General features: G+C 33.4%; 26 protein-coding genes, 1 pseudogene and 1 riboswitch. Of the genes and pseudogenes, 11 read left to right on the forward strand and 16 right to left on the reverse strand.

Annotated elements, in window-relative coordinates; genetic code table 11:
• Positions 1-121 precede the first annotated feature (121 nt).
• From V6C74_RS10940 to vraX, 4 genes are all read left to right on the forward strand, one after another.
• The gene (locus V6C74_RS10940; RefSeq protein ID WP_002452512.1) at positions 122-1105 is read left to right on the forward strand and encodes a choloylglycine hydrolase family protein; all 984 of its coding nucleotides are present in this window, start codon (positions 122-124) and stop codon (positions 1103-1105) included.
• 107 nt (positions 1106-1212) lie between these two features.
• Positions 1213-2043, forward strand: coding sequence for a bifunctional hydroxymethylpyrimidine kinase/phosphomethylpyrimidine kinase (thiD, locus tag V6C74_RS10945; protein WP_002452511.1), 831 nt, complete (start codon positions 1213-1215; stop codon positions 2041-2043).
• 372 nt (positions 2044-2415) lie between these two features.
• Positions 2416-3567: an NAD(P)/FAD-dependent oxidoreductase gene (locus V6C74_RS10950; RefSeq protein ID WP_002452510.1), complete on the forward strand. Its 1152-nt coding sequence runs from the start codon at positions 2416-2418 to the stop codon at positions 3565-3567.
• Between the two features lie 238 nt (positions 3568-3805).
• Positions 3806-3976, forward strand: a complete 171-nt coding sequence (vraX, locus tag V6C74_RS10955; protein ID WP_016898722.1) for a C1q-binding complement inhibitor VraX — start codon at positions 3806-3808, stop codon at positions 3974-3976.
• Positions 3977-4354: 378 nt separating this feature from the next.
• Here vraX and V6C74_RS10960 read toward each other — a convergent pair.
• The 9 genes and pseudogenes from V6C74_RS10960 to nagB form a co-directional block, all read right to left on the reverse strand.
• Positions 4355-5752: pseudogene (locus V6C74_RS10960) on the reverse strand (MFS transporter).
• A gap of 190 nt (positions 5753-5942) precedes the next feature.
• Positions 5943-6203 carry a hypothetical protein gene (locus V6C74_RS10965; protein ID WP_002432996.1) on the reverse strand — a complete coding sequence of 87 codons (261 nt, stop codon included), beginning with the start codon at positions 6201-6203 and terminating at the stop codon, positions 5943-5945.
• Position 6204: 1 nt separating this feature from the next.
• A complete protein-coding gene (locus V6C74_RS10970; RefSeq protein ID WP_002452507.1) occupies positions 6205-6570 on the reverse strand; it encodes a hypothetical protein in 366 nt (121 codons plus the stop codon).
• Positions 6545-7684, reverse strand: coding sequence for a thiolase family protein (locus V6C74_RS10975; protein WP_023350756.1), 1140 nt, complete (start codon positions 7682-7684; stop codon positions 6545-6547). The genes V6C74_RS10970 and V6C74_RS10975 overlap by 26 nt, the downstream gene beginning before the upstream one ends.
• A 2-nt stretch (positions 7685-7686) precedes the next feature.
• Positions 7687-9042, reverse strand: a complete 1356-nt coding sequence (locus tag V6C74_RS10980; RefSeq protein ID WP_016898724.1) for an AMP-binding protein — start codon at positions 9040-9042, stop codon at positions 7687-7689.
• A gap of 112 nt (positions 9043-9154) precedes the next feature.
• On the reverse strand, positions 9155-9802 hold the full coding sequence (locus V6C74_RS10985; RefSeq protein ID WP_002452504.1) for an HAD family hydrolase: 648 nt from the start codon (positions 9800-9802) through the stop codon (positions 9155-9157).
• Positions 9803-9922: 120 nt separating this feature from the next.
• Complete coding sequence (gene hxlB / locus V6C74_RS10990; RefSeq protein ID WP_002452503.1) at positions 9923-10471, reverse strand: 6-phospho-3-hexuloisomerase; 549 nt, start codon at positions 10469-10471, stop codon at positions 9923-9925.
• A 1-nt stretch (position 10472) separates the two neighbouring features.
• A complete protein-coding gene (gene hxlA, locus V6C74_RS10995; protein WP_103175430.1) occupies positions 10473-11105 on the reverse strand; it encodes a 3-hexulose-6-phosphate synthase in 633 nt (210 codons plus the stop codon).
• Positions 11106-11204: 99 nt separating this feature from the next.
• Entirely contained in the window at positions 11205-11945 is a 741-nt protein-coding gene (gene nagB / locus V6C74_RS11000; RefSeq protein ID WP_002452501.1) for a glucosamine-6-phosphate deaminase, read from the reverse strand.
• 548 nt (positions 11946-12493) lie between these two features.
• Between nagB and V6C74_RS11005 the strand changes: the two genes are divergently transcribed.
• The 3 genes from V6C74_RS11005 to folE2 are packed head-to-tail and all read left to right on the forward strand — an operon-like array spanning position 12494 to position 14429.
• Positions 12494-12856, forward strand: a complete 363-nt coding sequence (locus tag V6C74_RS11005) for a YojF family protein (RefSeq protein WP_171002258.1) — start codon at positions 12494-12496, stop codon at positions 12854-12856.
• A gap of 15 nt (positions 12857-12871) precedes the next feature.
• A complete protein-coding gene (gene bshB2, locus V6C74_RS11010) occupies positions 12872-13537 on the forward strand; it encodes a bacillithiol biosynthesis deacetylase BshB2 (RefSeq protein WP_002452499.1) in 666 nt (221 codons plus the stop codon).
• Positions 13538-13550: 13 nt separating this feature from the next.
• Complete coding sequence (gene folE2, locus V6C74_RS11015) at positions 13551-14429, forward strand: GTP cyclohydrolase FolE2 (protein WP_002452498.1); 879 nt, start codon at positions 13551-13553, stop codon at positions 14427-14429.
• A 120-nt stretch (positions 14430-14549) separates the two neighbouring features.
• Here the strand turns inward: folE2 and V6C74_RS11020 are convergent, their stop codons facing one another.
• Positions 14550-15848: an MFS transporter gene (locus tag V6C74_RS11020; protein WP_002433284.1), complete on the reverse strand. Its 1299-nt coding sequence runs from the start codon at positions 15846-15848 to the stop codon at positions 14550-14552.
• A 261-nt stretch (positions 15849-16109) separates the two neighbouring features.
• Here V6C74_RS11020 and V6C74_RS11025 point away from each other — a divergent pair, with 261 nt between their 5' ends.
• Positions 16110-17615 (forward strand): glycosyltransferase, encoded by a 1506-nt coding sequence (locus V6C74_RS11025; RefSeq protein WP_002452496.1) that lies wholly within the window; start codon positions 16110-16112, stop codon positions 17613-17615.
• 104 nt (positions 17616-17719) lie between these two features.
• Here the strand turns inward: V6C74_RS11025 and V6C74_RS11030 are convergent, their stop codons facing one another.
• The 3 genes from V6C74_RS11030 to tadA form a co-directional block, all read right to left on the reverse strand.
• Positions 17720-18286 (reverse strand): NADPH-dependent FMN reductase, encoded by a 567-nt coding sequence (locus V6C74_RS11030; RefSeq protein ID WP_002433329.1) that lies wholly within the window; start codon positions 18284-18286, stop codon positions 17720-17722.
• Between the two features lie 16 nt (positions 18287-18302).
• Positions 18303-19178 carry a Cof-type HAD-IIB family hydrolase gene (locus V6C74_RS11035; RefSeq protein ID WP_337988205.1) on the reverse strand — a complete coding sequence of 292 codons (876 nt, stop codon included), beginning with the start codon at positions 19176-19178 and terminating at the stop codon, positions 18303-18305.
• A 106-nt stretch (positions 19179-19284) separates the two neighbouring features.
• On the reverse strand, positions 19285-19791 hold the full coding sequence (gene tadA, locus V6C74_RS11040) for a tRNA adenosine(34) deaminase TadA (RefSeq protein ID WP_002452493.1): 507 nt from the start codon (positions 19789-19791) through the stop codon (positions 19285-19287).
• A 66-nt stretch (positions 19792-19857) separates the two neighbouring features.
• Between tadA and V6C74_RS11045 the strand changes: the two genes are divergently transcribed.
• The 3 genes from V6C74_RS11045 (at position 19858) to V6C74_RS11055 (ending at position 22157) form a co-directional block, all read left to right on the forward strand.
• The gene (locus tag V6C74_RS11045; RefSeq protein ID WP_002433144.1) at positions 19858-20475 is read left to right on the forward strand and encodes a deoxynucleoside kinase; all 618 of its coding nucleotides are present in this window, start codon (positions 19858-19860) and stop codon (positions 20473-20475) included.
• Positions 20468-21133 (forward strand): deoxynucleoside kinase, encoded by a 666-nt coding sequence (locus V6C74_RS11050; protein WP_002452492.1) that lies wholly within the window; start codon positions 20468-20470, stop codon positions 21131-21133. The genes V6C74_RS11045 and V6C74_RS11050 overlap by 8 nt, the downstream gene beginning before the upstream one ends.
• Positions 21134-21210: 77 nt before the next feature.
• Positions 21211-21310: riboswitch (TPP riboswitch) on the forward strand.
• A gap of 94 nt (positions 21311-21404) precedes the next feature.
• Positions 21405-22157, forward strand: coding sequence for a 3-oxoacyl-ACP reductase (locus V6C74_RS11055; protein WP_016898727.1), 753 nt, complete (start codon positions 21405-21407; stop codon positions 22155-22157).
• Positions 22158-22300: 143 nt separating this feature from the next.
• On the opposite strand, the gene V6C74_RS11060 is transcribed toward V6C74_RS11055, so the two are convergent.
• The 3 genes from V6C74_RS11060 to V6C74_RS11070 all read right to left on the reverse strand — a co-directional run bounded on the left by V6C74_RS11060 (position 22301) and on the right by V6C74_RS11070 (position 25478).
• Positions 22301-23002 carry an HAD family hydrolase gene (locus tag V6C74_RS11060; RefSeq protein WP_002452490.1) on the reverse strand — a complete coding sequence of 234 codons (702 nt, stop codon included), beginning with the start codon at positions 23000-23002 and terminating at the stop codon, positions 22301-22303.
• Positions 23003-23159: 157 nt separating this feature from the next.
• Complete coding sequence (locus V6C74_RS11065; RefSeq protein WP_002452489.1) at positions 23160-24236, reverse strand: branched-chain amino acid aminotransferase; 1077 nt, start codon at positions 24234-24236, stop codon at positions 23160-23162.
• A 282-nt stretch (positions 24237-24518) separates the two neighbouring features.
• Positions 24519-25478: an NAD-dependent epimerase/dehydratase family protein gene (locus tag V6C74_RS11070; protein ID WP_002452488.1), complete on the reverse strand. Its 960-nt coding sequence runs from the start codon at positions 25476-25478 to the stop codon at positions 24519-24521.
• Between the last annotated feature and the right edge of the window lie 296 nt (positions 25479-25774).

Genomic DNA, 25774 nt, shown 5'->3' on the forward strand with positions numbered 1-25774 from the left:
ATGAAGATTAAATTACTACTTCAAAAATGTAAACCTATAATATTCAAAAGTTTACAATGTAAATATTTTTGGCTATAGTACTACTAAATCAATTTATATCAGAAGTTTGGAGCGTAGACATATGTGTACTGGTTTTTCATTTTTCACAAAATCAAAACATCATTATTTAGCTAGAACAATGGATTTCGCATTCGAATTTAACGGCATACCTACTGTGGTACCTCGCCACTATCAGTATCAACTTGACTTAGAATCAGAATTACGACTTCAATACGGTTTCGTAGGCACTAATTTAAAAGTCGGAAGATATCGCTTTGGTGATGGCATCAATGAACATGGAGTGGCAATTTCAAACCATTATTTCACTGGTGAAGCTTCATATAGCAACCATAGACGGTATGGCTATTTCAATTTAGCACCTGAAGAATTTATAGTGTGGGTGCTTGGCTTCGTTAAAAGTATAGAAGAACTCAAACAAAAAGTGAAAAACATCAACATTATGAATGAAAAAAATACTACATTAAATATAGTTCCACCCCTGCATTTTATAATCACTGATGCGTCAGGACATACAGTTGCAGTGGAACCCCATAACGGACTACTTATCGTTAAAGACAACCACGTTAAGGTATTAACCAACGCACCTAAACTTGAGTGGCATATTCAAAATTTAAGAAATTATGCTTTCCTTCAACCTGAGAAATCAACAAATCAGCTTGTTGGCAAAGTATTAGTGCGTTCCATGGGATGTGAAGCTGGCACTAATGGTCTACCAGGTGGCTATACATCTACAGAACGATTCGTGCGTGCCACTTATTTAAGACATCATTTATCATCTTCTCATAATGAAGATATCAACCTTATGAATTGTTTTAAAATCCTAGACTCTGTCAGTATACCGCAAGGAGCTGTGCTAGATGCTGGAGAAACACATTACACACAATATCAATTAGTTATGGATAGTAAAGATAAAGCTTATTACATTAAGCCATACTTTAGTAATCAACTTTTCAAAGTTCAATTAAATGAAGAATTACTATCAAAGGACGATATGACATTTCTTCCTATTAACAATGAATTACATATTTCTCAATTAAATGCGTAATATATTCATACGGTCCTTCATTTTCGAAAAGCTATAAACATTTAGCTTACACGATAAACGTGGTATGATTAAGGATATATTAGAACTTAACGGGAGTGAATAAAATTATGGCTTTAAAGAAAGTGTTAACAATTGCAGGGTCTGATACGAGTGCGGGAGCTGGTATGCAAGCAGACCTCAAAACATTCCAAGAATTAGATACGTATGGAATGGTGGCTTTGACATCTATCGTTACGATGGATAAAGAAACATGGTCTCATGATGTGACACCTCTAGATATGAATGTCTTTGAAAAGCAACTTGAAACTGCGATTTCTATTGGCCCTGATGCAATCAAGACGGGTATGTTAGGTACTCAAGAAATCATTAAACGTGCTGGCGAAGTTTATGAAGAATCAGGTGCAGATTACTTCGTCGTAGACCCAGTCATGGTTTGTAAAGGTGAAGACGAAGTACTTAACCCAGGAAATACTGACGCAATGATTAAATATTTACTACCTAAAGCAACAGTAGTAACGCCAAACTTATTTGAAGCTGGTCAACTTTCAGGATTAGGAAAATTAACTTCAATTGAAGATATGAAAAAAGCCGCTCAAATCATTTATGATGCAGGTACACCTCACGTGATTATCAAAGGTGGTAAAGTGCTAGATCAAGATAAATCTTATGATTTATACTACGATGGCGATAAATTCTATCAGTTAACAACAGATATGTTCCAACAAAGTTATAACCACGGTGCAGGTTGTACGTCCGCAGCTGCGACAACTGCTTACCTAGCTAACGGCAAATCTCCAAGAGAAGCAGTCATCGCTGCTAAAGCTTTCGTAGCATCTGCAATCAAAAACGGTTGGAAAATGAATGAATTTGTAGGACCTGTTGATCATGGTGCATATCATCGCATCGAACACATCGAAGTCGAAGTAACAGAAGTTTAAAGAAATACTGCATTGATTTCTAAAATAAGAATTCATTCTATATAGTTTTCTAAGATGGCTAGAATAGACAAAAGCTTGATATAAACACAGTTCAAATTCAGTCATCTAATTCAAAAATGTTAGAAGCATTTGAGAAATGAAATGATGTTTAGCTTCATTTCATTTAAAGCTTTTAATCACTTTTTAATGATTAATAAGGTGATTGAAAGCTTTTTATTTTTCCTATATTGAAAATTTTTTTGTGTATATTCCACCTTTATCACACGTTTTAGAATCTTCACTCAAAAAAAATTAAAACGAATATGTTTAAAACAACCTTTACTGTAGTAAACAATGGTAAATGAAACCTTTTAAAAAGGAGGAAATTATAACATGAATATTGAAGATCAAAACGTGGGGATGACTGAACCTATTACAATCATTGGCGGAGGCATCGGAGGTTTGACACTTGCCAGAGTATTGTATGTCAATGGTATACCATCTAAGGTTTATGAAATTGATACATCTCCAAATGCACGTACGCAAGGTGGTCAACTTGATATACATGAACATAATGGACAAGTTGCACTTAAAAAAGCTCATCTGATGGATGAATTTCACTCTATTATTCATGAAGGCGCAGACGCAGCACGTATATTTAATTCTAATGGGGAATTACTTCACGATGCGCCTGCTGACGAAAATAATGGTAGACCTGAAGTTTTACGTGGAGATTTAAGACAAATTTTAATTGATTCATTACCTAACGAAACAATAGAGTGGAATAAAAAAGTGGATCGTGTAGAAGAATGGGAAAAAGGACAATACCAAGTGTTCTTTAGAGATGATACATCTTTAACTACTAGCAAATTAGTAGGTGCAGACGGCGCATGGTCTAAAGTACGTAGAGTTTTAACTGATATTACACCTCATTATACTGGTTACACATTTATAGAAACATACCTTCATGACGTTGATAACCAATATCCTGAAACTGCAAAAGTTGTAGGACAAGGCCAAATGTTTGCATTATCTCCAGGAAAAGGTATCGTAGCACATCGTGAATATGGGGGTATTATTCATACTTATGTACAGATGCAATGCTCTTTAGAGTGGATTGACAACATTGATTTCTCAAATAAAAAGGAAGCGACACAAACCATAGCTAATGAATTTAAAGGTTGGCCTAATGAAATTACTGCATTGATTACGGAAGCTGAATCCTCAATTACTCCAAGAAAAATTAATGCATTGCCTGATGAACATCGTTGGCAAAGACGACAAGGCGTTACTTTAATCGGAGATGCGGCTCATTTAATGGCTCCTTCAGGTGAAGGCGCAAACTTAGCTATGTTAGATGCCGCGGAATTAGCAGAAAGCATTGCAAAAATGAATGGAGATTTAAATAGCGTTATTAAAGATTATGAAGAAACCATGTTCCCTAGAAGCGAAGAAGAAGCTAGAGAATCACATGAATTATTGGATATATGTCTAGGTGAGGACCGTCCACATCGTCTAGTTGAACTATTTAAAGGTAATATTTAATGAATATGTAAATGAAACTGGCTTACTTTAAGTGTAAGCCAGTTTTTTTAGATCATCATTGAAATTAAAATATTTTGTTGAATGAGGTTTCAAATACTTCTCTAAATTTCTAGGCATAAAGTCTGAGATATCTCTCCGATGTTCGTAGTATTCAAAGTTGATACCATAGCCCCATGTTTTTTTAAAGAAACTCATTTACTATATAGAGTGTAGAGAGACAAAGGAGGAATCGAACAACATGATAATCTACAGGCAAAATATAGAGAACGGAGTACCTATTTACGAAATCATAACTAAAACTTTCAAGACTATTACAGTAAAATGTGATGAAACTTTCAGTGAATTCGAAATCTATAAATTGCTCTCTCTACTAGAAAATGACGTAGACACAATGAAAATGAGTTACTAAACCGTGTCGATGTTATTTTCACATCCAAACAAGACATTGCACAAAATCCAATTGAGAATTTGAGAATTAGAATTTATGTTCTAATTATTCCCTAACATAATGTGTTTTTTAAAGTTTTCTGTCCCCTAAACTATTAACTTTAAAAGCCATTCAATCATCCCTAAAAATACTCACCTTAAAATGTATAAAACGCTAATGCTAGCCAAAATTGTCCCCTTTTGTAGCTCGGAGAGAACCTTTGAGCGTTGCTAACATTAGCGTTTATTTTTTATAATTAAAAGAACGTCTAGTGAATAAAAAAATAGCAGTAAAATGATTTCTAATTGAGATCATTTTACTGCTATTACTTTAATGAAAGTTATGTTCTAAGTTTTATATTTAGAAGTTTTCTTTTCTCTCTTTAACCCACCATAAAGCTTTTTTAGGGTTTTCTTCATAGTATTTTCTATCTTCTTCATTATCAACATTTGGATAAGAACCTTTAAGTGACTTACCTGCTGTACTTGCATGAAATAAAGTAATAACTAAGAATCCAATTAAACTAATTGCAGTTAAATAATATGCTGGAGCTAAAGCATTTCCAGTTGATTCTACTAACCATGATGCAATTAAAGGCGTAGTACCACCAAATAAAGAAACAGATACGTTAAATGTCACTGATAATGTACGATATCTGATATGTGTATAGAACATTGTTGGTAAAGATCCTGGCATTGTTGCTTCATATGTTGAAAGGAAGAATCCTAATATGAAGACACCGATAATTATTAATGGTAATGATTTAGTACTTAGTAAACTGTATGCAACAATACTTAATAAAGTAAGTCCTCCTGTACCAATCAAGAATACCTTTTTCTCACCAATTTTATCGGCTATTTTACCAAACATTAGTGCTAATGGAATCATAACTGCCATTACACATGTAATAAGTACACTTGTAGTCGTAGCATCCAGTTTAACAATTTGACCAAGATACGTTGGTAGATAAGCTGTTACAGAATAGTTCGTTACATTAAAGAATACTATCGCTACGAAGCAAACGAGAATATCTTTATAATAATATCGAATAATAGTGAAGAACCCTATGTTATCTCTTTGAGGAGTGGAAGCTACATCATTTTCATAAACAGGAGACTCTTCAAGTCTACGACGTAAATAAAGACCAAATAATCCAAGGAATAAACCTAGAATAAATGGAATTCTCCAACCCCATGCTTGCATCTGATCATGAGTTAAGAAGAAACTTAATAATGCAATCATAATTGAAGCCGCAATATAACCTGAAAGTGTACCAATTTCAAGGCCACTACCTAAACTATTACGACGTTTATCCGGTGATGATTCAGCAACGTAAGTCATTGCACCTGCGTATTCCCCACCTGTAGAAAAGCCTTGTAGCACCCTAGCAAGTAATAACAGTATTGGCGCCCATATTCCTATTGTATTGTAATTGGGTAGTAACCCAATAGTAAGTGTAGATAATGCCATTAAAATAATTGTTGTAGTTAATACAACTTTACGTCCATATTTGTCACCGATGATACCAAATACGATACCACCAATAGGTCTTAATAAGAACGCGATTGCTAATGCTGCAAATGTAAAAATTAGTTGGATTTGAGGATTATGTACTGGAGAGAAGAAATTCGCTCCTATGTATGCCGTTGTATAAGCATAAACCCCAAAGTCAAACCATTCCATGGCGACCGGTAGCTACAACGGTTTTTTTGCTTCTTGACCGTCTACCACGTTAATATGATTTTTGTTGAACTTCATTACAATAACACTCCCTTGTGATATGTTACATAATTATGCGTAGTTAAACTTTAATGTCAAATTAATTCAGTTTACATAATTTTCAATTTTTTAAGTTTATTCATTTTACAGATATTTAAATTTAACATTTGAAATTGCTTCCATTAATTATTGGCAACGAAAATAAAAAAACTAAAAAATAATTTTTCATCTAATTTTTTAATACCATTAGTTTTACCCCGTATAAATCATCCGAAACTTTTATAATTGTTTCGTCTTCAACAAAAAATCGTATATCATCATGTATATCAATAGGTTTAAGGTATTTTATTTTATAATTCTCCCATTGTATATTGAGTTCTTCGAAGGCGATTTCACATACTAATTGACCTGGAACGATGTCATTGTGTATTGGATTCATATCATTCACTAATACTAAGTATTCTTTAATAATCTCGATTGAAATCTTCATTTTAACGCTTTACCTCGATAAAAACTTGTTCTATATATATACATTTATGGTTATTTTTATTTATTTTCAAACTATAGGTGTGCTTGATAAAATCTTTTATATTTTTAACTGATATTTTGCTTAAAGTCGCGTCATATACTTCATCCGTTACTAATTTATTAAATTCTTTAACATATGTCTCCTTTAAAATTAAAGGTTTCTTTACAAATTTTTTATAACTTTTAAATTCCGACCAAAGCTTTGCACACATTAAAGTAGGGACTTGATAATTGAAATCTTTATTTAATAAATAGCAATACTTACGCACGTCTTCTTCTTTAAAAATGACTCTTTGATGTTCTTCACCATCTCTCAAATAATACTGCATTACCGAGTCCTCCACCGATTCCCATTGTTGCAATGGATTTATTTTGCACATTCATATGAAATAATCGTGTAACTAGAGCTGCGCCACTTGCTCCATATGGGTGACCAGAAGCGATTGCGCCACCCCATCGATTTAGCTTATCATCAGAAATACTAAGTTCCTTTTGACAAGCTAAAACTTGTGAACTAAATGCTTCATTTAGTTCTATAGTATCAATATCTTCTATTTTAACTTTAGCTCTTTTCAACAGCTTTCTAACTGCTGGCACAGGACCTATACCTAAATAATTAGGATCAACCCCAACTGTACAACTTTCAATAAATTTTAATCCTTTAGCAAAACCTAAATTTATAGCGAGTTTCTCTTCCATTACAAGGATTAATACGGCACCATCATTTTTCATACAACTGTTACCAACTGTAATTGAACCTTGAATTAATAATGGTTTAAATCTACTTAATTTCTCAGTAGTTAAACGAGACTTAACACTTTCATCTCTATCAAACGATACCCCTTTAACTTTAATAGGCAATATTTCTCGGGAAATATTCCCATTATCATAGTTACCTTGAGTCAATTGATGGCTTCTATAAGCGAACTTATCTTGCATTACTCGCGAAATACCGTATTTTCGCGCCACATTTTCAGCAGCTTCTATCATTGAAGGATCTTGACCTTCCGGAGCAAATGGCGCTCTTTCGAAGAATTGAGGAAATTCTGTTTCATACACTGATTGAGGTCGTTTTAATTTCCAAGGTGCTCTACTTATACTCTCAACACCACCTGCAAGGTATACATTTCCAGCGCCACTTTGTATCATTCTACAAGCTTGTATAATAGTTTCTAGCCCTGAACCACACTGTCGATCAATAGTAACGCCTGGAACGGAGTTTTTAAGGCCTGCTTCTAGCAAAGATTTCCTTGCGATGTTACCACCATTGCCAACTGTGTTGCCGATAATAACGTCTTCCAAGTATTCCATCGCTCCAGGATATTCTGCTTGAAAGTAATTGAATAAAGGTTTTAGTAGTTGTTCTGGTTCCAAATGCTTTAAATATCCACCGTACTTGCCAAATGCAATTCGTTTAGCTGCTACAATGACTGGTTGCTTCATATTTAAATCTCTCCATTCAAATATTTAGTTTTCATTTTTCCTCTAGCAATTTTTCCAGATTCAGTGTAATGCATACCGTCAATTTTCCTAATTTTAGACGGAACCTCATATCTTGATAGATGATTCTTTAAACACGTTTTTACTTCTGAATATTTTAATTCTTTTATTCCTGTATACAAAAGAACTGCTATTTCTCCAAACTTATGATGTGGCTCACCTATTACTATTGCTTCACTGACACCTTCAATATTCATCACGCGCTGTTCTATCTCACTAGGATATACGTTAACGCCACCTATAATTAGACGGTCACTTTTCCTTCCTACTAGATATAAATTTCTATTTCTAATTAGTGCATAATCTCCTGTCTCAATCCACTCATTTGAAATTTGTTCTTCACCAACATATCCACTAAAAGTCATTTCACTTCGAACTTTTAGTAGTCCAATATGTTTTGAATCTTTCTCAAATAGTTTGGCTTCCACGTTTGGAAACAATTTGCCTACTGATTGTCTTGGTGCTGTTTGATTGAAATTATAGCTAATAAAACTTGCCTCAGAGGTGCCAAAAAATTCTATTAAATTCGTATCTGGATAAAGTTGAGCGATAGCCCTAAATTGTTCTTTTGAAAGCTTTGCTCCACTGCTGAAAATACTTTTAATTTCCGCAGTATGTAAACCTTTTAAAATGAACTGATAAAGCATCGTGGGTACTACAAACAATGAAGCAGACTGATGTATAGACTGTATAGTCTTCACGAGTACTTCTGCATTAAATTCTTTTTTACCTACAAATGTGCGTCCTGTAAACAAAGCATATATACATGCGTATAAGGAGAGTGAGTGTGATAAAGGGCCAGGAGCAACAATCACTTTTGAATCATGCTTTATTAATTTCTCATTCTCTTTATAAGAAATTAACCATGAATGTTCATTTCTATAATAAGCCTTGGGCAAGCCAGTTGTTCCCGAAGTAAATCCAATATGCAGTAATGTACCATTAATAGAATGAGAAATCCTATTATACCCTGTTTTAATTAAGTGCTGGTCACTCTTTAACCATTGAATTTTATATTTTTCAATCAGCTGGTTTATTGTAACTTTATTCCATTTACTACTAAAAAAGCACGGAATACCTCCAACTCTATGAATAGCGAAATAATGAATCAGATTTTTTATCGGATGATTACTTAATAAACCAACTTTTTCTCCCTCGTTAATCATAGAATATTGAGAACTTGCTTTATCTATCTCATGAATCAATTCATCGTAAGTTATTCGTTGATGATCAAATACCAAAGCCAATCGCTTAGGTTGATGCTCACCAAAATCATAAATATTTTTAATTACCTCTAACATGCCATCACCATATGTAAACTATATTTATAAATATGTTAACATTAATCTTAAAATTCCTCATGCTAAAATTAGCGCCCTACTACCAATGATATGGAAGTAAGACGTTATTAATTTATATTATAGTAAAAATTTCCTCTGGTTCATTCACGACATAATACGGGTTTTCTTGAAGTAAATCATGTGCAGATTGCGCGCCCCAAGTCACTACACAGGATCTAATATCTGATAAACTCGCACTTTTAACATCATGCGTTGTATCTCCGATATAGACTGTACGTCCTTGATTTAAATGATTATTTTGTATGATGGATTGTAAGATTTTATAATGAGGCTTTCGCAACTCCTTAATATGTAAACCTAGTGCATCTTTTATAAATCGATTAAGCCCTAAATAATCTAATTGTCTTGTTACTACAGCTGTTTCATTACTTGATATTACAAAGATATTTTTCTTTTTATTATGTAGTAATTGGAGCATTTCACTTATTCCCGCAAACTCTTTTATATTATGTATTTCATATTGACCATAATATTTATGATAAGCCCTAAGGAATAATTCAACTTTTTCCTCATCTATACCGATACTAGTTAAACTTCTCAAACCTTCCTCTAACGGTTGGCTTTGTGCACTTAAAATTTCTTCTTTACCAGGATTCTTTATATTTAATTTCTTAAAAGCCTGCTCAGTTGCATAAACGTGACATGATGTTGTGTCTGCTAAAGTACCACCAAAATCAAAAATATAGTTGTCAAAATTCATGATGTTACACCTCTTAGATAGTAATTACATTATAAATATACACTTTTTTGGTTAAAACTGCGATATATTAAAAAACCAGAGATTTCATGGACTTCATGAAATCTCTGGTAGTATTTCTTACTATTCTAAGTTAGCATGATTTTGTTGCATTGTTTCTTCATTGATATGAAATGCTTCCATTAAAGGCAATACAACACTGTCGAGGAGAACTAGTGACGCTTGTTCAAACAAGCTTCCTAGTGGTTGCTTAGAACCTTCAATATCGTGTTTAGTGCCAGCTGGTAATTCTATAATAGTTTCAGCAAGCTCTCCGATTGGCGAATCTGTTTGCGTTGTAATAAGTACAACTTTAGCGCCAATCTTTTGCGCTTTTTCAGCTAACAATCTTAAGTGTTCTGTTGAACCTGACCCAGAAATAATAATGAAAAGGTCGTGCTCTTTTATTGATGGAGTCGTGGACTCTCCTACAACATAAGCGTGTTCACCTAGTTGGTTTAAACGCATTGCAAAACTATTTGCAACAAATCCAGAACGCCCTTTACCAGCTACAAATATTCTATCCGCACCAACAACGTCATTAGCAAATCTTTCATACGACGTATCATCAACATGCGACAACGTATGATCTAATTCATCAAGTATAAGACGATAGTTATTAAATTCTGTCATCCTATCTACCTTCAATCGCATCGCGACATTGTTTTGCAGCTTCAACAGGATCGTCAGCGTTTGCGATTCCTCCACCTACGATAACTAAATCAGGTTCTTGAGTCACAATATCTTTAATTGTATCTGGTTTAATACCTCCAGCTACAGCGACTTTAGAATTTTTAATTACTGACTTCACTGTACGTAAACTATCTAATGGTGATTGACCTTCAGCTTGTAAATCATAACCAGTGTGTACAGCGATATAATCAGCGCCCATTTCATCTAATTCTTTTGCGCGTGTTTCAAGATCTTGTACCGCAATCATATCTACTAATAATTCTTTACCATGTTTATGTGCTTCTTCAACAGCAGCTTTAATTGATGCGTCTTCTGCTACACCTAAAATAGTTACAACATCAGCACCAAATTTAACAGCTTGGCTTACTTCATAATCTGCTGCGTCCATGATTTTTAAATCTGCTAATACTTTCGCATTACTAATATTCTCATTTAAATGTTGTACTGATGGTAAACCTTCGTTAATAACAATCGGCGTACCAATTTCAACAATATCTACATATTCTTCAACTTTTTTCGCTAATTTTGCTGCTTCTTCTTTATTTAATAAATCAATTGCTAATTGTAGTTCCAATGAAATACATCCTTTCATATGACAGTCAATTTCTATTATATAAAGGTGTTTACCCGGCATTTCATTTTTTAAACTGAGCTGAAAATGCTATCACCACAATTAGACTTTATCAATATGAGGAGGTGCAGCCTCATCATCAACATACACTTCCACATTTGGATGGGCATGTAAAATTGTAGAAGGGATGTCTTTAGTAACCTGGTTATTCATTAATTGATGAATCGCTTCTTTTTTCTTTTCTCCAAATGCAAGCAAAATAATACGTTTAGCCTTTAAAATACTTGCTAATCCCATTGAAACAGCTTGTTGTGGAACATCTGATTCACTTTCAAAATAACGACTGTTTGCACGTATCGTACTCTCTGTCAAATCAACAATGTGCGTTTCACTATGTAAATCAGTACCAGGTTCATTAAATCCAATATGACCATTTTCACCTATACCTAATATTTGTATATCAACAGGACCTCTATCATTAAGCAATTGGTTATAACGTTCAGCCTCATCCTCTAATTGAGAGCTGTAACCATTCGGTATATGAATATTTTCTTTATTGAAGTTCGGATATTGATTAAATAATACCTCATTCATATAATAATGATAACTTTGAGGGTGTTCAGCTTTTAATCCAACATATTCATCTAAATTAAATGTTTCAACATGAGAAACATCTAATTGATTCTTTTCTAATAACTCTACTAAATATTTGTATACCTCAGTCATTGTGCCACCAGTAGCTAAACCTAATTTACTTGTAGGTTGGCAACTCATTTCTTTATATAATTCACATGCAACATAAAATGACGCAAGTTTCTTAGAACCTAAGTTGATGATTTTCAATTTTTAAACACCTCGATTTTTAAATCTATATACTTACACCTTTCCAACTCCACTTATATAATATACCCTTAAAATACATATTTAACAAAATTTAATTCTTAATTTAAAGAAATTTAACAAACTTCATTATCTATCTTTTTATCTATAACTAAAAAATTTTCCTAATTATTTCAAGCATTCGTGTACAAATATACATCGCTTTCTAGTAAAATATATAGATAAACACATTTACTGATTTTTTATTAACACATTAGTACACGTTGTAAAATATTAAAGAGATAATATAAGTAGTCACTAATAATAACGCGTATAAAATTCGCGACTTTGGAATCTTTTTAGTGAAGTACTTAACACTAAATAAACAACTCTAATTTTAATAACTACAAAGCCTGTGAAGACTCACACAACTCGGCTACGCATAAAGGCGTCGTAACTCATCGAGTTATAAACTCTCTATTACTATTAATGTAATATGATAAAGTCTTTAACTAATGTTTAAAATTTCGACAGTTTACAATCAACACACTGCAAAATATAAGGGAGTGAACGTGTTGGAACCGATTAATGAACAAGAAGTACTTAACTTACTTACTTCTTATGCAAATAAACCCGTGTACTTACATGTCGAAACTACAAATGGCGCATACGCTAACCATTTCGACGAACGCGTTTTTAACGCAGGTACCTTTTTAAGAAATATACAAGTCACGTATGAACACGCACAACTTAAAGGTGGCGAAAAAGATCCATATCGTGTCGGATTAAAATTACGCGAAGGTGGTTGGGTTTATGTACAAGGATTAACGCACTATGAAGTTAATCACGACAACGAATTCCTCATCTCCGGATTTAATTATGAAGGACAATTGGCAGCTACAATAGAAATTAGCGATAAGCCATTCACAATATAGAGGAGGTTATGAATCATGACTGATGAAAGACACGTACTTGTAATCTTTCCACATCCAGATGATGAAACCTTCTCATCTGCTGGAACCATTGCAAGTTATATTGACGCAGGCGTGCCAGTCACATACGCATGCTTAACACTAGGACAAATGGGACGTAACTTGGGTAACCCTCCTTTTGCGACAAGGGAATCTTTACCTAATATTCGAGAACGAGAACTTGAAGATGCTTGCCGAGCAATTGGAATTACAGACCTAAGAAAGATGGGGTTACGAGATAAAACGGTTGAGTTTGAACCACATGATCAAATGGACGATATGGTAAAAATTCTCATTGATGAAACTAACCCGTCGTTAATTATTTCATTTTATCCTAAATTCGCCGTGCATCCGGACCATGAAGCTACAGCAGAAGCTGTTGTACGTACAGTAGGACGTATGCCAGAATCAGAACGTCCACGACTCACACTTGTAGCATTTAGTAATGATGCACCAGAAATACTTGGTCAACCAGACATTCAAAATGACATTTCTAAATATAGTGATTTAAAACTTAAAGCCTTTGAAGCGCATGCTTCTCAAACAGGACCATTCTTAAAACAAATTGCGAGCCCTGACATTGATGGACAAGCACAAAGTTTCTTAAAGGTTGAGCCATTTTGGACTTATCACTTCGAATCTTAAATGGAGGTAAAACATGACAGAATTTGATTTATCTACTCGAGAGGGTCGTTGGAAACATTTCGGTTCTGTAGATCCTATCGAAGGTACGAAACCTACAACTAAAAATGAAATGACTGATTTACAAAACACTCATAAAAATTTCCTATTTGAAATAGAAGAAGTAGGAATTAAAAATTTAACGTATCCTGTATTGATTGATCAGTATCAAACGGCAGGATTATTTAGCTTTTCAACAAGTTTAAATAAAGATGAAAAAGGCATTAATATGAGTCGTATATTAGAGAGTGTTGAAAAGCATTATAATAATGGAATTGAGCTTGAATTTAATACTCTTTATCAAGTATTACGCACACTTCAAGAAAAAATGAATCAAAATGCTGCTGGAGTGGATGTCTCAGGGAAATGGTTCTTTGATCGCTTTAGTCCAGTGACTAATATTAAAGCTGTAGGTAACGCAGACGTCACGTACGGACTTGCAATTGATGGCGAGAAAGTAACACGTAAAGAACTAACGATTGAAGCTACTGTTACAACACTTTGTCCTTGTTCTAAAGAAATTAGTGAATACTCAGCGCATAACCAACGCGGAATCGTTACAGTTAAAACTTATTTAGATAAAGATGCTAAAGTCGTGGATGATTATAAAGATAAAATTTTAGACGCTATGGAAGCTAACGCGAGTTCCATATTATACCCTATCTTGAAACGTCCAGATGAAAAACGTGTCACAGAACGTGCTTATGAAAATCCACGTTTCGTAGAAGATTTAATTCGACTCATTGCTGCTGATTTAGTTGAATTTGACTGGATTGATGGCTTTGATATTGAATGTCGCAATGAAGAATCTATTCACCAACACGATGCGTTTGCTCGTTTAAAATATAGAAAATGATAGAAAAAAGAGAGTTGCTCCACACTTCTTTAAAGCAACTCTCTTTTTTTATGCGATATAAAATTTTAATATGTAGTGTGCGTATTACATAGACATTTTCAAAAATAAATTAATATTAAGTTAATGTCTACTCATATTCTTCTCCCCGGGTCTAACGAAACACATTGCAATAATACTAATCAATGAAGCTACAACTGCTGAAATAAACATTGTTGAATAACCGTGAGTAGCAACTAAAATACCTGTAAGTGTAGGCGCAATCACTGTCGCTGTATTAACAAAGAAGTGAGTTATCCCACCATAGGTACCAGTTTTATTTGGTGCTGTATCAATAATCACTGACCAATAAACTGCGTTAGGTAAGAAGATAAACGCATTCCCTATCATCATTAATATCATGACTGCAACGATACTATGTGTGAATGGAATGATTAGGAAACATATTGCTGCACAAATCATGCCTGCAATCGCAAAGTATGAACGTGCGATACGTAAGTTACCAGTCTTTTTACGAAGCCAGTCAGACATTTGACCACCAAAATATGCTGTAAAACAAGCACCGATCCAAGGAATCATCCCCAAATACCAAAGTGAATGGATTTCAAAATGATATTCATCCTGCAAGTATTTCGGTGTCCATGTTAATATAAGGAAATTCACATATTGGAAACCAAAATAACCAATCATGTTTCCTACGAGTGTTGGACTTTTAAAGAAATGATACCACTTTTCACTTGAATCTTCTGTTTCTACTGTTTTTTCAACATTTAAACTCTCATTTGTAGAGCGAATATCATTTAATTCTTCTTCTGAAACTTTTTTATTGTCCTCGGGATAATCTGTAAATACCTTTGCCCAAATAATTACCCAGACTAACCCAAGTATACCTAATATGACGAAGAGTAAACGCCAACTTGCTATAGTTAAGAAACCAGATACGATAGGTGCAGTAATAAGTGCTCCTAAAGGTACGCCAATTAAACCAAGAGCTGATAACAAACCACGTTCTCTAGGTGCCGCCCAGTTCGCATTAGTTTTACTAATCGTTGAAAAGATAGGACCTTCTGAAATACCGAAAAGCACTCGAAGTAAACCAAATCCAGCAATGGCTGAACCTCCAAATATTGCCATACCAAGTTCACCTGCAAAAGCCATTGCAATTTCAACTAAAGACCAAGCCGTCCCAGCCAATATCCAAACAAATTTAGGTCCCTTTTTATCGGCAGTAATTCCACCAAGCAATGAACCAAACATGTAACCATAGCCAAAGTATCCTAGTATAGATCCCCAAGCAATCGTATCAAAACCAAATTCTTTAATAATATCTTCTTGAGCATATGAGATTGCACCACGATCGATGTAATTAATCATCGTCATAATAACAATCATGGTAATGATAAAATAACGATAACGTTTCATAGTCATCCCCACCCCTTTGTTCTAAACATCTCTACCGTGTAAGTTTATCATAAAGTTGAGTGTAAGCGCTAACATTATTTTAAATATTCAGAATGTTGAGGTGTTAAAAAAGTGCTATAGATAAGGAGGTTAATAATTTCGGACTAAGTAGAATAGGAATGTTTTTAATATTATTGAATTTTTATTTTTAGTTTATTTAATATTTGAAGATTTTATTATGCTATAATATTTGTAAAATAAATTAAACAGATGAGGTATCGAATGTTTTATTTTGTAGGAAACAATATTGGTCAAAAAATCACAGGTATTGAAAAAGCTATTATTAATCGTTTAAACCTTTTTAAAGAAAATAAATATTCATCAAAAGTTATTCTATTAGCATGGAATCGTTACTTAACTGATACAGCATCAAATTATTTAATGCATGAAGATTACATAAATATGTACGATTATTTTCAAGAAGCTACGCAAGTAACTATAAATATTGAATCGATAAATAGTAAAAATTGGTTACATGATTGGCAGCATGATTGTGGATACACAATTAAGTATGTTGAACATTCTAATGATGTACGCGTTTATGATGGTAACAACTTTATAATGTATGCCCATTTTACAGATGAGACTTATAAAAAACTTGATTATCTTAATTATTTCGATACATCTCGTAGGAAAATCAAAAGAGAGCTTTATGATACTCGAGGATTCTTAAGTTGTACTAGAATTTTATCAACTGATCAAAAAATTCAATCGGAGTTTTACTATTCTCCTCAAAGAGAAGTTAAATTAGAGAAATATTATGATATTGATTCAAATGAACCTAATATAGCTAAGAAAATACTATTACATCATCAGGGGAGAACGTATTTCTTCAATAATGATACTGAGTTAAGTGCATTTTTCATAGAACAAATTTATTGCAGTGGTGATCTTTTCTTTAGTGACAGAAATTTAATTTCATCGCATGTTTTTAATTCTACAATTCATACAATACCGGTTGTAGCCGTTTTGCATAGTACTCATGTCAAAGATATTAATGATTTGATGCATTCAAGGATTAAAAATGTCTATAAAGGCGTCTTCGATCATTTAGAACGCTACAAAGCCATAGTAGTTTCAACGGAGCAACAAGCCGAAGATGTACGTCATAGAATTAAGGACTGTATTCCAGTTTATGCGATACCTGTAGGTTTCTCTGAAAGTACATCACAACATAATATAGGATATACATCTCAAAAATTAATTTCTGTAGCAAGATACTCCCCTGAAAAGCAATTAGAACAACAAATTAAGCTGGTTAGTAAATTAAAAGGGTTATTCCCCAAAATTGAATTACATTTATATGGTTTTGGGCCTAAAGAAAGTAAACTTAAAACATTAATTAATGATTATCATGTAGAAAATCATGTATTTTTAAGAGGATTTCTTAATGACTTAACAGAAGAATTTAAAACAGCATATGTTAATTTAATTACAAGTAATATGGAAGGATTCTCATTAGCACTATTAGAAGCTCAATCGCATGGTGTTCCTTCTATTAGCTATAATATTAAATATGGACCAGGTGAATTAATTATTCCTGATTATAATGGCTCACTAGTAGAGTTTAACAATGAAGATCAACTATATGAAACTGTGAAGGCTCTACTGGAAGAACCGGAATTACAACAAAAATATGCTCAAAATAGTATTGAATCATCCAAAAATTTTAGTAAGGATGCCATTATAAATAGATGGCAACAATTAATAAATGATATCAATACATAGATTTTAGAATATCAGCCCATAAAAATAATAGCAGTAAGCCGGTTTTAATTAAGAACCTTCTTACTGCTACTTTTATTTAAAATTATATTGTATAACTGTACGTTTTATTTTAAATGTTCATAAGGACTGTTATTTACAAATGAAACGATTTGATCTACGAATAATTTTGCACGTAATTGGAATTCACTATCCTCTAAGTATAATGTGCCATCGTCTAATTTTGCGTAATCTGAATCATGTGTAGCAATTTGTGTAGGAACTGCAATACCTAATAAACTGCGTATAATCACTCTTAAATGTGATAATGGTTCTGAACTTACAATACCTCCACTATTTCCAATGAGACCCACCGGTTTCATTTTGAAATAATCCATATTTAAATGATCTAGAGCGTTCTTAAGTATGCCAGAAAATGAGCCATGATAATTAGGCGTTCCAAGAATAAAGAAATCCGCTTCCATTGCTTTATCCTGAAGCTCTTTAACATTATTTTTAATATCTTCAGCAGCTTGTGTTGTACCAGAAAAGTCTAATTGATGAATTGGTTTCTCAGCTAAATCAAATATATCTACATCAACATCATGTTCATCTAATTGACCTATAAGGTATTTAGCTAAAGCATTAGTATGAGAACCTACTCTAGCACTGCCTACAATTATTAATCCTTTCATCTTTTACACCTCTTAATTATGTTAATTGATTCTCTTCTTTTAAAAATTTCTTAATTGCTTTACCGACTCCGCTGTTTTCATTTGAATCAGTCACATACTTAGCGACTGTCTTAACTTCTGGTGCAGCATTATCCATTGCGACCGAATAACCGACTCTTTCAAGCATTGAGACATCATTTAAGTTATCCCCTAGTGCCATGACATCTTTTAAATCAATGCCGAGTTGTTTCGCAATAGTAGATAAAGCTATGCCTTTTTGCGCATCTGAATGTGTAATTTCTAAATTACCTCTTGAAGATGAAGAAACTGCAAGGTTTGGTGATTGAGCTAATTCTTGACCTACAAGATCAATTTTTTCTAAATCAGAATCGAACGCTAAAATTTTCATGATTAATTCACCAGGAATATCTTCAATTTTGTCATAATTATCAACAATTTTTAAAGTTCCATTATCTATACGTTTTTGAATACTGTTCTCGATTTTCTCAACATCTGCTTTTTGACCAGCACGTTCAGCGATATCAATATAAATTTCTAAGTCTCTTTGAGGATTTTCCGTATAAATCCCTCTATTTGTGTAAACTTGATAATATATGTCTTTTTCTTTCAATGTAGACGTTATCTTACTCACTAAAGAATGATTAAGATGAGATGTACTCATAATATTGAACGTTTCATCGCGAACTTCGGCTCCGTTCAAGCAGATATATGGTACTTTTAAATCTGTTTCAGCAACTGGTGTATTCGCTTCGTAAAATGCACGCCCTGTCGCGATAACAACAGTGATACCATGTTCTTGTGCAAATTTAATCGCTTCTTGGTTCTCTTGAGAAATTTCGTGTGCAGCATTAAGGAGCGTTCCATCCATATCTGTTGCAATTAGCTCTATCATTCGTTGACCTCGTTTCTTCCCGTTTGTAGGTATTTATTTTTAATTTAGGTTTTTAAATTTAATTTTTGAAAAGGTTAGCATGTATTGTCACTCTTTTCATACACAATTATTCTAACAAATTTGTGTCATTTTGTATCTTTGCTTGTTTGAGTGCCTTCTTTTGTTGGCGAATATTTTTGAAGAAATCACGTAAAAGTGTGCTGCATTCATTTTCCAAAATACCCGACTCAACAATAGCTCTGTGGTTGAATTGAGGCTTCTCTAACAAGTTCATCAAACTGCCGGTACATCCTCCCTTAGGATCAACAGCACCATAAACCACTCGTGGTATTCGACTCATCACGATGGCTCCTGCACACATCACGCAGGGTTCAAGGGTGACATAAAGAGTACATTCTTCTAAACGCCAACTACCCACTACCTTAGATGCACGTTCAATCGCAATGTGTTCAGCGTGTGCAGTAGGTAGTTGTAAGGATTCTCTTAAATTATGAGCGTGTGCAATGACTTGATCATTTTTAACAATGACAGCTCCAATGGGCACCTCCCCTAGAGCTTGTGCTTTCTGAGCTTCTTTGATTGCTAAACGCATGTAATCTTTATCAGTTCTCATATGTGTTGCAATACCTCACTTATGGTACAATACTCATTGTCTATTTTAACATTTGGAGAAGTGAATATGAATAAACCATTTATTGCAATTGAAGGACCTATAGGTGTTGGTAAATCTTCACTTGCACGAATGCTAAGTCAAACGCTTGGTTATTACGAAGAGAAAGAAATTGTTGACGAAAATCCTTTTCTATCAGACTTTTATGACGACATAGAAAAGTGGAGCTTTCAAACAGAAATGTTCTTTTTATGTAACAGATATAAACAAATTCAAGATATCGAGGCGTTAGAACAAGGCGTTGTAAGTGATTACCACATACATAAAAATAAAATATTTGCAAATAACACATTAGATTCGAAAGAGTTCGATAAATTCAGTCGCATTTATGATATTTTGACTGAAGATCTTGAAATGCCTAATATGATTATCTTTTTAGATGCAGATTTAGATGTTCTCAAAGCTAGAATAGCTAAACGTAATCGTAATTTTGAACATACTATTGAGGATGATTATTTATTAAAGCTGAAACAAGATTATAAAGCTTATTATGAATCCTTGAAAAATGAGGGCGCGAATGTCATACGTATTGACACAACTGAGAAAGATTTTGTTAACAATAGTGACGACTATAAAGAAATTTTAGAATTAATAAAACCAATGATTGGAGATAATATAGATGAATAATTTTGGTATTCCTCAAAATGCGATTATCACTATTGCAGGTACTGTGGGCGTCGGAAAGTCAACATTAACACAGGCGCTTGCTGATAAATTAAATTTTAAAACTTCTTTTGAAAATGTTGATCATAATCCTTATTTAGATAAATTCTATCATGATTTTGAGCGTTGGAGTTTTCATCTACAAATTTACTTTTTAGCGGAACGCTTTAAAGAACAAAAGCGTATGTTTGAATATGGTGGTGGCTTCGTACAGGACCGTTCTATTTATGAAGATGTTGATATTTTTGCGAAAATGCATGAAGAACAAGGTACAATGAGCCCGGAAGATTTTCACACGTATTCAGAATTATTTAACGCTATGGTAATGACACCTTATTTTCCTAAACCAGATGTGTTAATTTATTTAGAATGTGATTATGATGAAGTGATTGATCGTATTAAGCAACGTGGTCGTGATATGGAAATTAATACAGACCCTGAATATTGGAAAAAATTATTCAAACGTTACGATGATTGGATTAATAATTTTGATGCTTGTCCAGTGGTGCGCGTCAATATTAATGAGTATGATATTCACGAAAATCTGGATTCACTAGACCCAATTATCGATAAAATAGCTCATATCATCCAGACTCATCGCCAAGTTGATACAAGACCTTAAAGTGAATTGAAACTTTGCTTATATTCTATTTTTTGACAACCGATCTAATTATATATAGGTTAATACTACAAGTTAATGAATTACACTAGGGGTGTTTTTAACTGAGATGGAATCTATCCAAACCCTTTGAACCTGAATCTAGTTTAAACTAGCGTAGGAAAGTGTGATGACGCTCTTAATATTAATTTGTCATAATATGTGATGACTAAGAAGCACAACTTTTTTACGGAAGTTGCGCTTCTTTTTTTAAAAAATTTTAGGAGGATTAAAAATGGCAAAAACTGCAATTATTACTGGAAGTAGCCGTGGTTTAGGAGCGGTAATTGCTCAAACATTAATTAATAAAGGTTATAACGTTGTTGTGAATTATAAACATAGCAGAGAAAAAGCTGAAAAATTGATTGAGAATATTAGTAATGAAAAAGCAATTGCAATTCAAGCTGATGTGACAGAACGTGCCGAAGTTAACCAAATGGTCAAAGTTGCAAAGGAACATTTTGGTAATATAGACATTGTTATTAATAATGCACTAGTTAATTTTAAGTTTGATCCAAACCAACAAAAGAACTTCAAAGATTTAACTTGTGAAGATTATCAACAACAACTTGATGGCACTTTAAAAGCTGCATTTAATGTTACACAAAGTGTCATACCTCAATTTATTGAAAAACAGGCAGACAGAATTATTAATATTGGAACAAATCTATATCAAAATCCAGTCGTCCCCTATCATGAATACACGACTGCTAAAGCTGGCTTAATAGGTTTTACTCGTAATATCGCTGCAGAGCTAGGTCAATATGGTGTAACAGCCAATGTGGTTTCTGGGGGATTATTAAAAACTACTGATGCTAGTGCAGTAACGACGCCTGAGGTATTCGACTTAATCGCTCAAACGACACCGCTCAAAAAAGTGACTACGCCACAAGATGTAGCAAATATGGTTGCTTATCTAGCTTCTGATGAAGCAAGTGGTATCACTGGCCAGAATTTAACTGTTGATGGTGGGTTAACAATGAATTAATGTATGATGTTTAATAGAAAATATCGATTAAAACTTACATCTAAATTTAAATGTAGAGTGAAACCTCTTTTTTTAAAGACAAATATAATAAAAGCATGGTTACTTGAACTCACTCAAATATCCATGCTTTTTAATTAATTTTGCTATTTTTTATATTGATCTAAAATTTGTTTTACATCTTTAGCACTGTCAATAATGACATCCGCATCCGCTTCATGAAGTTCCTCTCTTTTTGCGATACCAGTTAGTACTCCTATACTTAAACCTAATTTAGCGTTTACCGCAGTTTTCATATCATTTGTAGTATCACCAATGATAGCAACTTGATCTGGTGAAACATCATAAGCATCAAATAAAGGATTCAACACTTTTGGATTGGGTTTTTCTTCAGCATGAGTTTCTGTAGAAATAATTAAATCAAATAATTCTTTAGATTGCGTTTCTTCTAGAAATTGATCTACGCCTTTTTTGGTATCACTAGTGACAATACCAATTTTATAACCTTCGTTTCTAAGTTCCTGAATAGTCTCTTGTACACCTTCAATCCAATTATTTTCAGGAACACGAGTATCAACAAGTTCTTGGCTAGTATTTCTTGCCCAATCAGATGTATCTTCTCCAGTAACTTTATTAAAAGATTTAATCATATCTCCTAATGATCCTGAACCCATAATTGAATCAGGAACAATTTTATCGTCAACAATTCCAAGTTGACGGTGTGCTACTTCTTTGTCGTGTACAGGAAATGTCTCTAATAGTTTATCAACAAGGCGCACACCGATTTTTTCCCAACTCTTATCAAATTCTATTAGCGTGCCATCTTTATCAAATAATATCCATTCCATTTTTACTTCTCTCCTGAAAATGATTTTTTGTAGTACATTCATTTACATATTATTGTAATATAGAGACTTCAATAATTATAGAAAAGTGGATTATGGTTTCTTTATTTCACAAAAAAGAGCTTTCTCGAATGAGAAAGCTCTTTCAGTGTATAACACATTAATAGTTAGGGACTTCAACTCTCCAACCATATTTATCTTCTAATTTACCGCTTTGAATACCAGTATATGTGTCATATAATTTTTGAGTGATTTCACCTGGCTCATTATTATTAATAACAATTTCTCTGTCTTCATAGCGTAACGTACCTACTGGAGAAATAACCGCTGCAGTACCTGCACCAAATACTTCTGTAAGTTCATCTTTGTCGTAAGCGTCGAATAATTCGTCAATTGAAACTTTTCTTTCTTCAACTTCGTAACCTAAGTCTTCAGCTAATTGAATAATTGATTTTCTAGTAATACCTGGTAAGATACTTCCATTTAATGCAGGTGTGACTATTTTTCCATTTTCAACGAAGAAGATATTCATACTTCCAACTTCTTCGACATATTTTTGTTCCACACCATCTAGCCATAATACTTGGTCATAACCTAATTTATTAGCATTAGTTTGTGCAAGTAGACTAGCAGCATAGTTACCGGCAACTTTCGCAAATCCTACTCCTCCACGTACGGCACGAACATATTCGTCTTCAACATAAATTTTAGTAGTTTTTAACGTGTCTCCACCATAATACGCACCTGAAGGCGATAAAATGATTAATAACTTATATTGTTGAGATGCACGTACACCTAGAATACCTTCCGTAGCAAATACGAATGGACGAATATATAATGATTGCCCTTCACCCTCTGGTACCCAGTCACGTTCAACATCAATAAGTTGTTTTAATCCCTCTAATAATGCTTCTTCGTCAACTTCTGGCATTTCTAAACGCGCTAAAGAATTATTAATACGTTTAAAGTTTTGGTCTGGTCGGAATAATACCACTTCACCGTTGTGTTTATATGCTTTAAGCCCTTCAAATACCGCTTGACCATAATGTAAACCTTGTGCTGCTGGTGAAATTTCAAATGGTGCATAAGGTACAATCTTCATATCATGCCAACCTTTATCTGCATCATAATCCAAACTTAGCATATAGTCTGAAAAATATTGACCGAATCCTAATTTCGATGTGTCTGGTTTTTCTTTCAATGTATCTCGTTGTTCAAATTTTACCTTTTCTGACATGAATATAGCCTCCTAGTAATTTCTCCGAATTGAATAGTTACTCTAAATTATATCAATCGCATTTATACTATTCAACGAGTTTTCTAAGTATTCAAAATAAATGTACAAATATAATTATGTACTCTTTATTAGTTAAACATTACCATATCAAACTTACAAGTTTAGTTATTTACGTATGTTATAGATACATTGGATTTAAAATATAAAAAACTCCTTTTAAAAGTTTTAATTTTAAAAGGAGTAAGTTTTAGCTAAACTACTTTATTAATTATATAAGATTTTCTATTTAGCAACCTTTTCTTTTTCTTCAATTGCTGCGAGCATCAACTTAGTCATTGAGGCTAAATCATATTTTGGATTAAATCCCCACTCACCACGTGAACAGCTCGTATCGATACTATCAGGCCATGTTGAAGCAATATTTTGACGTTCTGGATCAACATCATAGTCTAGTTCGAAATTAGGGTAGTACTCTTGAATGGCTTTTTTAACCATTTCAGGTTCTATACTCATTGCACTTAAATTATAACCATTACGCGTTTCTAATTTGGCACCATCTGCTTCCATTAATTTTATAATAGAGTCGATGGCATCATCCATATACATCATATCCATATATGTGTTCTTATTGATATAGCTTGTATAACGACCTTCTCTTACTGCTTTAAAATAAATTTCAACAGCGTAGTCAGTCGTGCCGCCACCTGGCTCCTTCACATGTGAAATAAGTCCTGGGAATCTTACGCTGCGAGTATCTACGCCAAACTTAACATAATAATACTGACACAGTAATTCGCCCGCAACTTTATTAACACCGTACATTGTAGTAGGTTGTTGGATTGTTACTTGTGGTGTATTTACTTTAGGCGTTGACGCGCCAAAAGCACCAATAGAGCTTGGTGTAAAGAATTGTAGTTCATACGTACGTGCAGCTTCAAGAGCGTTCATTAATCCTCCCATATTTAAATCCCAAGCGAATAATGGATTCTTCTCAGCAGTTGCGGATAATAATGCTGCCATATGCATTAAAGTGTCTGCCCCAAAATCTTCGATAAGCTTATACATACGCTCTCTGTCTTTAACATCTAAAATTTCAAATGGACCATTTTGAACTGGTGAATTTTCTTCAGGTTCTCTAATATCTGTAGCTAATACATTTTCTGTACCGTAAATTTCTCGACATTTCACTACTAACTCGGTTCCAATTTGGCCAAGTGCCCCTGTAATCATTATCTTTTTCATTACAAAATCTCCCCTTGTTTATTTCATAAGTGCGTTGTCCTTCTAGTATGTACATATTCTTAATTTACATCAATATTATATAATAAAAGCGCTTTCTTGTATATGCAGTAAACACATTATAGGGTTTAATAAGTAGTTTTTAATTTATGACTTTTGTATGAGCGCGTTAGTTGTATTTCTATTTGGTCATTAGACTATGACGTTTTATTAATTAAATTTAAATTCAAAGTAAATATTTTAAATAAAAGAATTATTTATTCTTTTTATATGCTAATATTGCAATGTATATAATTTTT

Origin of the sequence: Staphylococcus capitis subsp. capitis (assembly GCF_040739495.1) — a bacterium.
GTDB classification, from domain to species: domain Bacteria; phylum Bacillota; class Bacilli; order Staphylococcales; family Staphylococcaceae; genus Staphylococcus; species Staphylococcus capitis.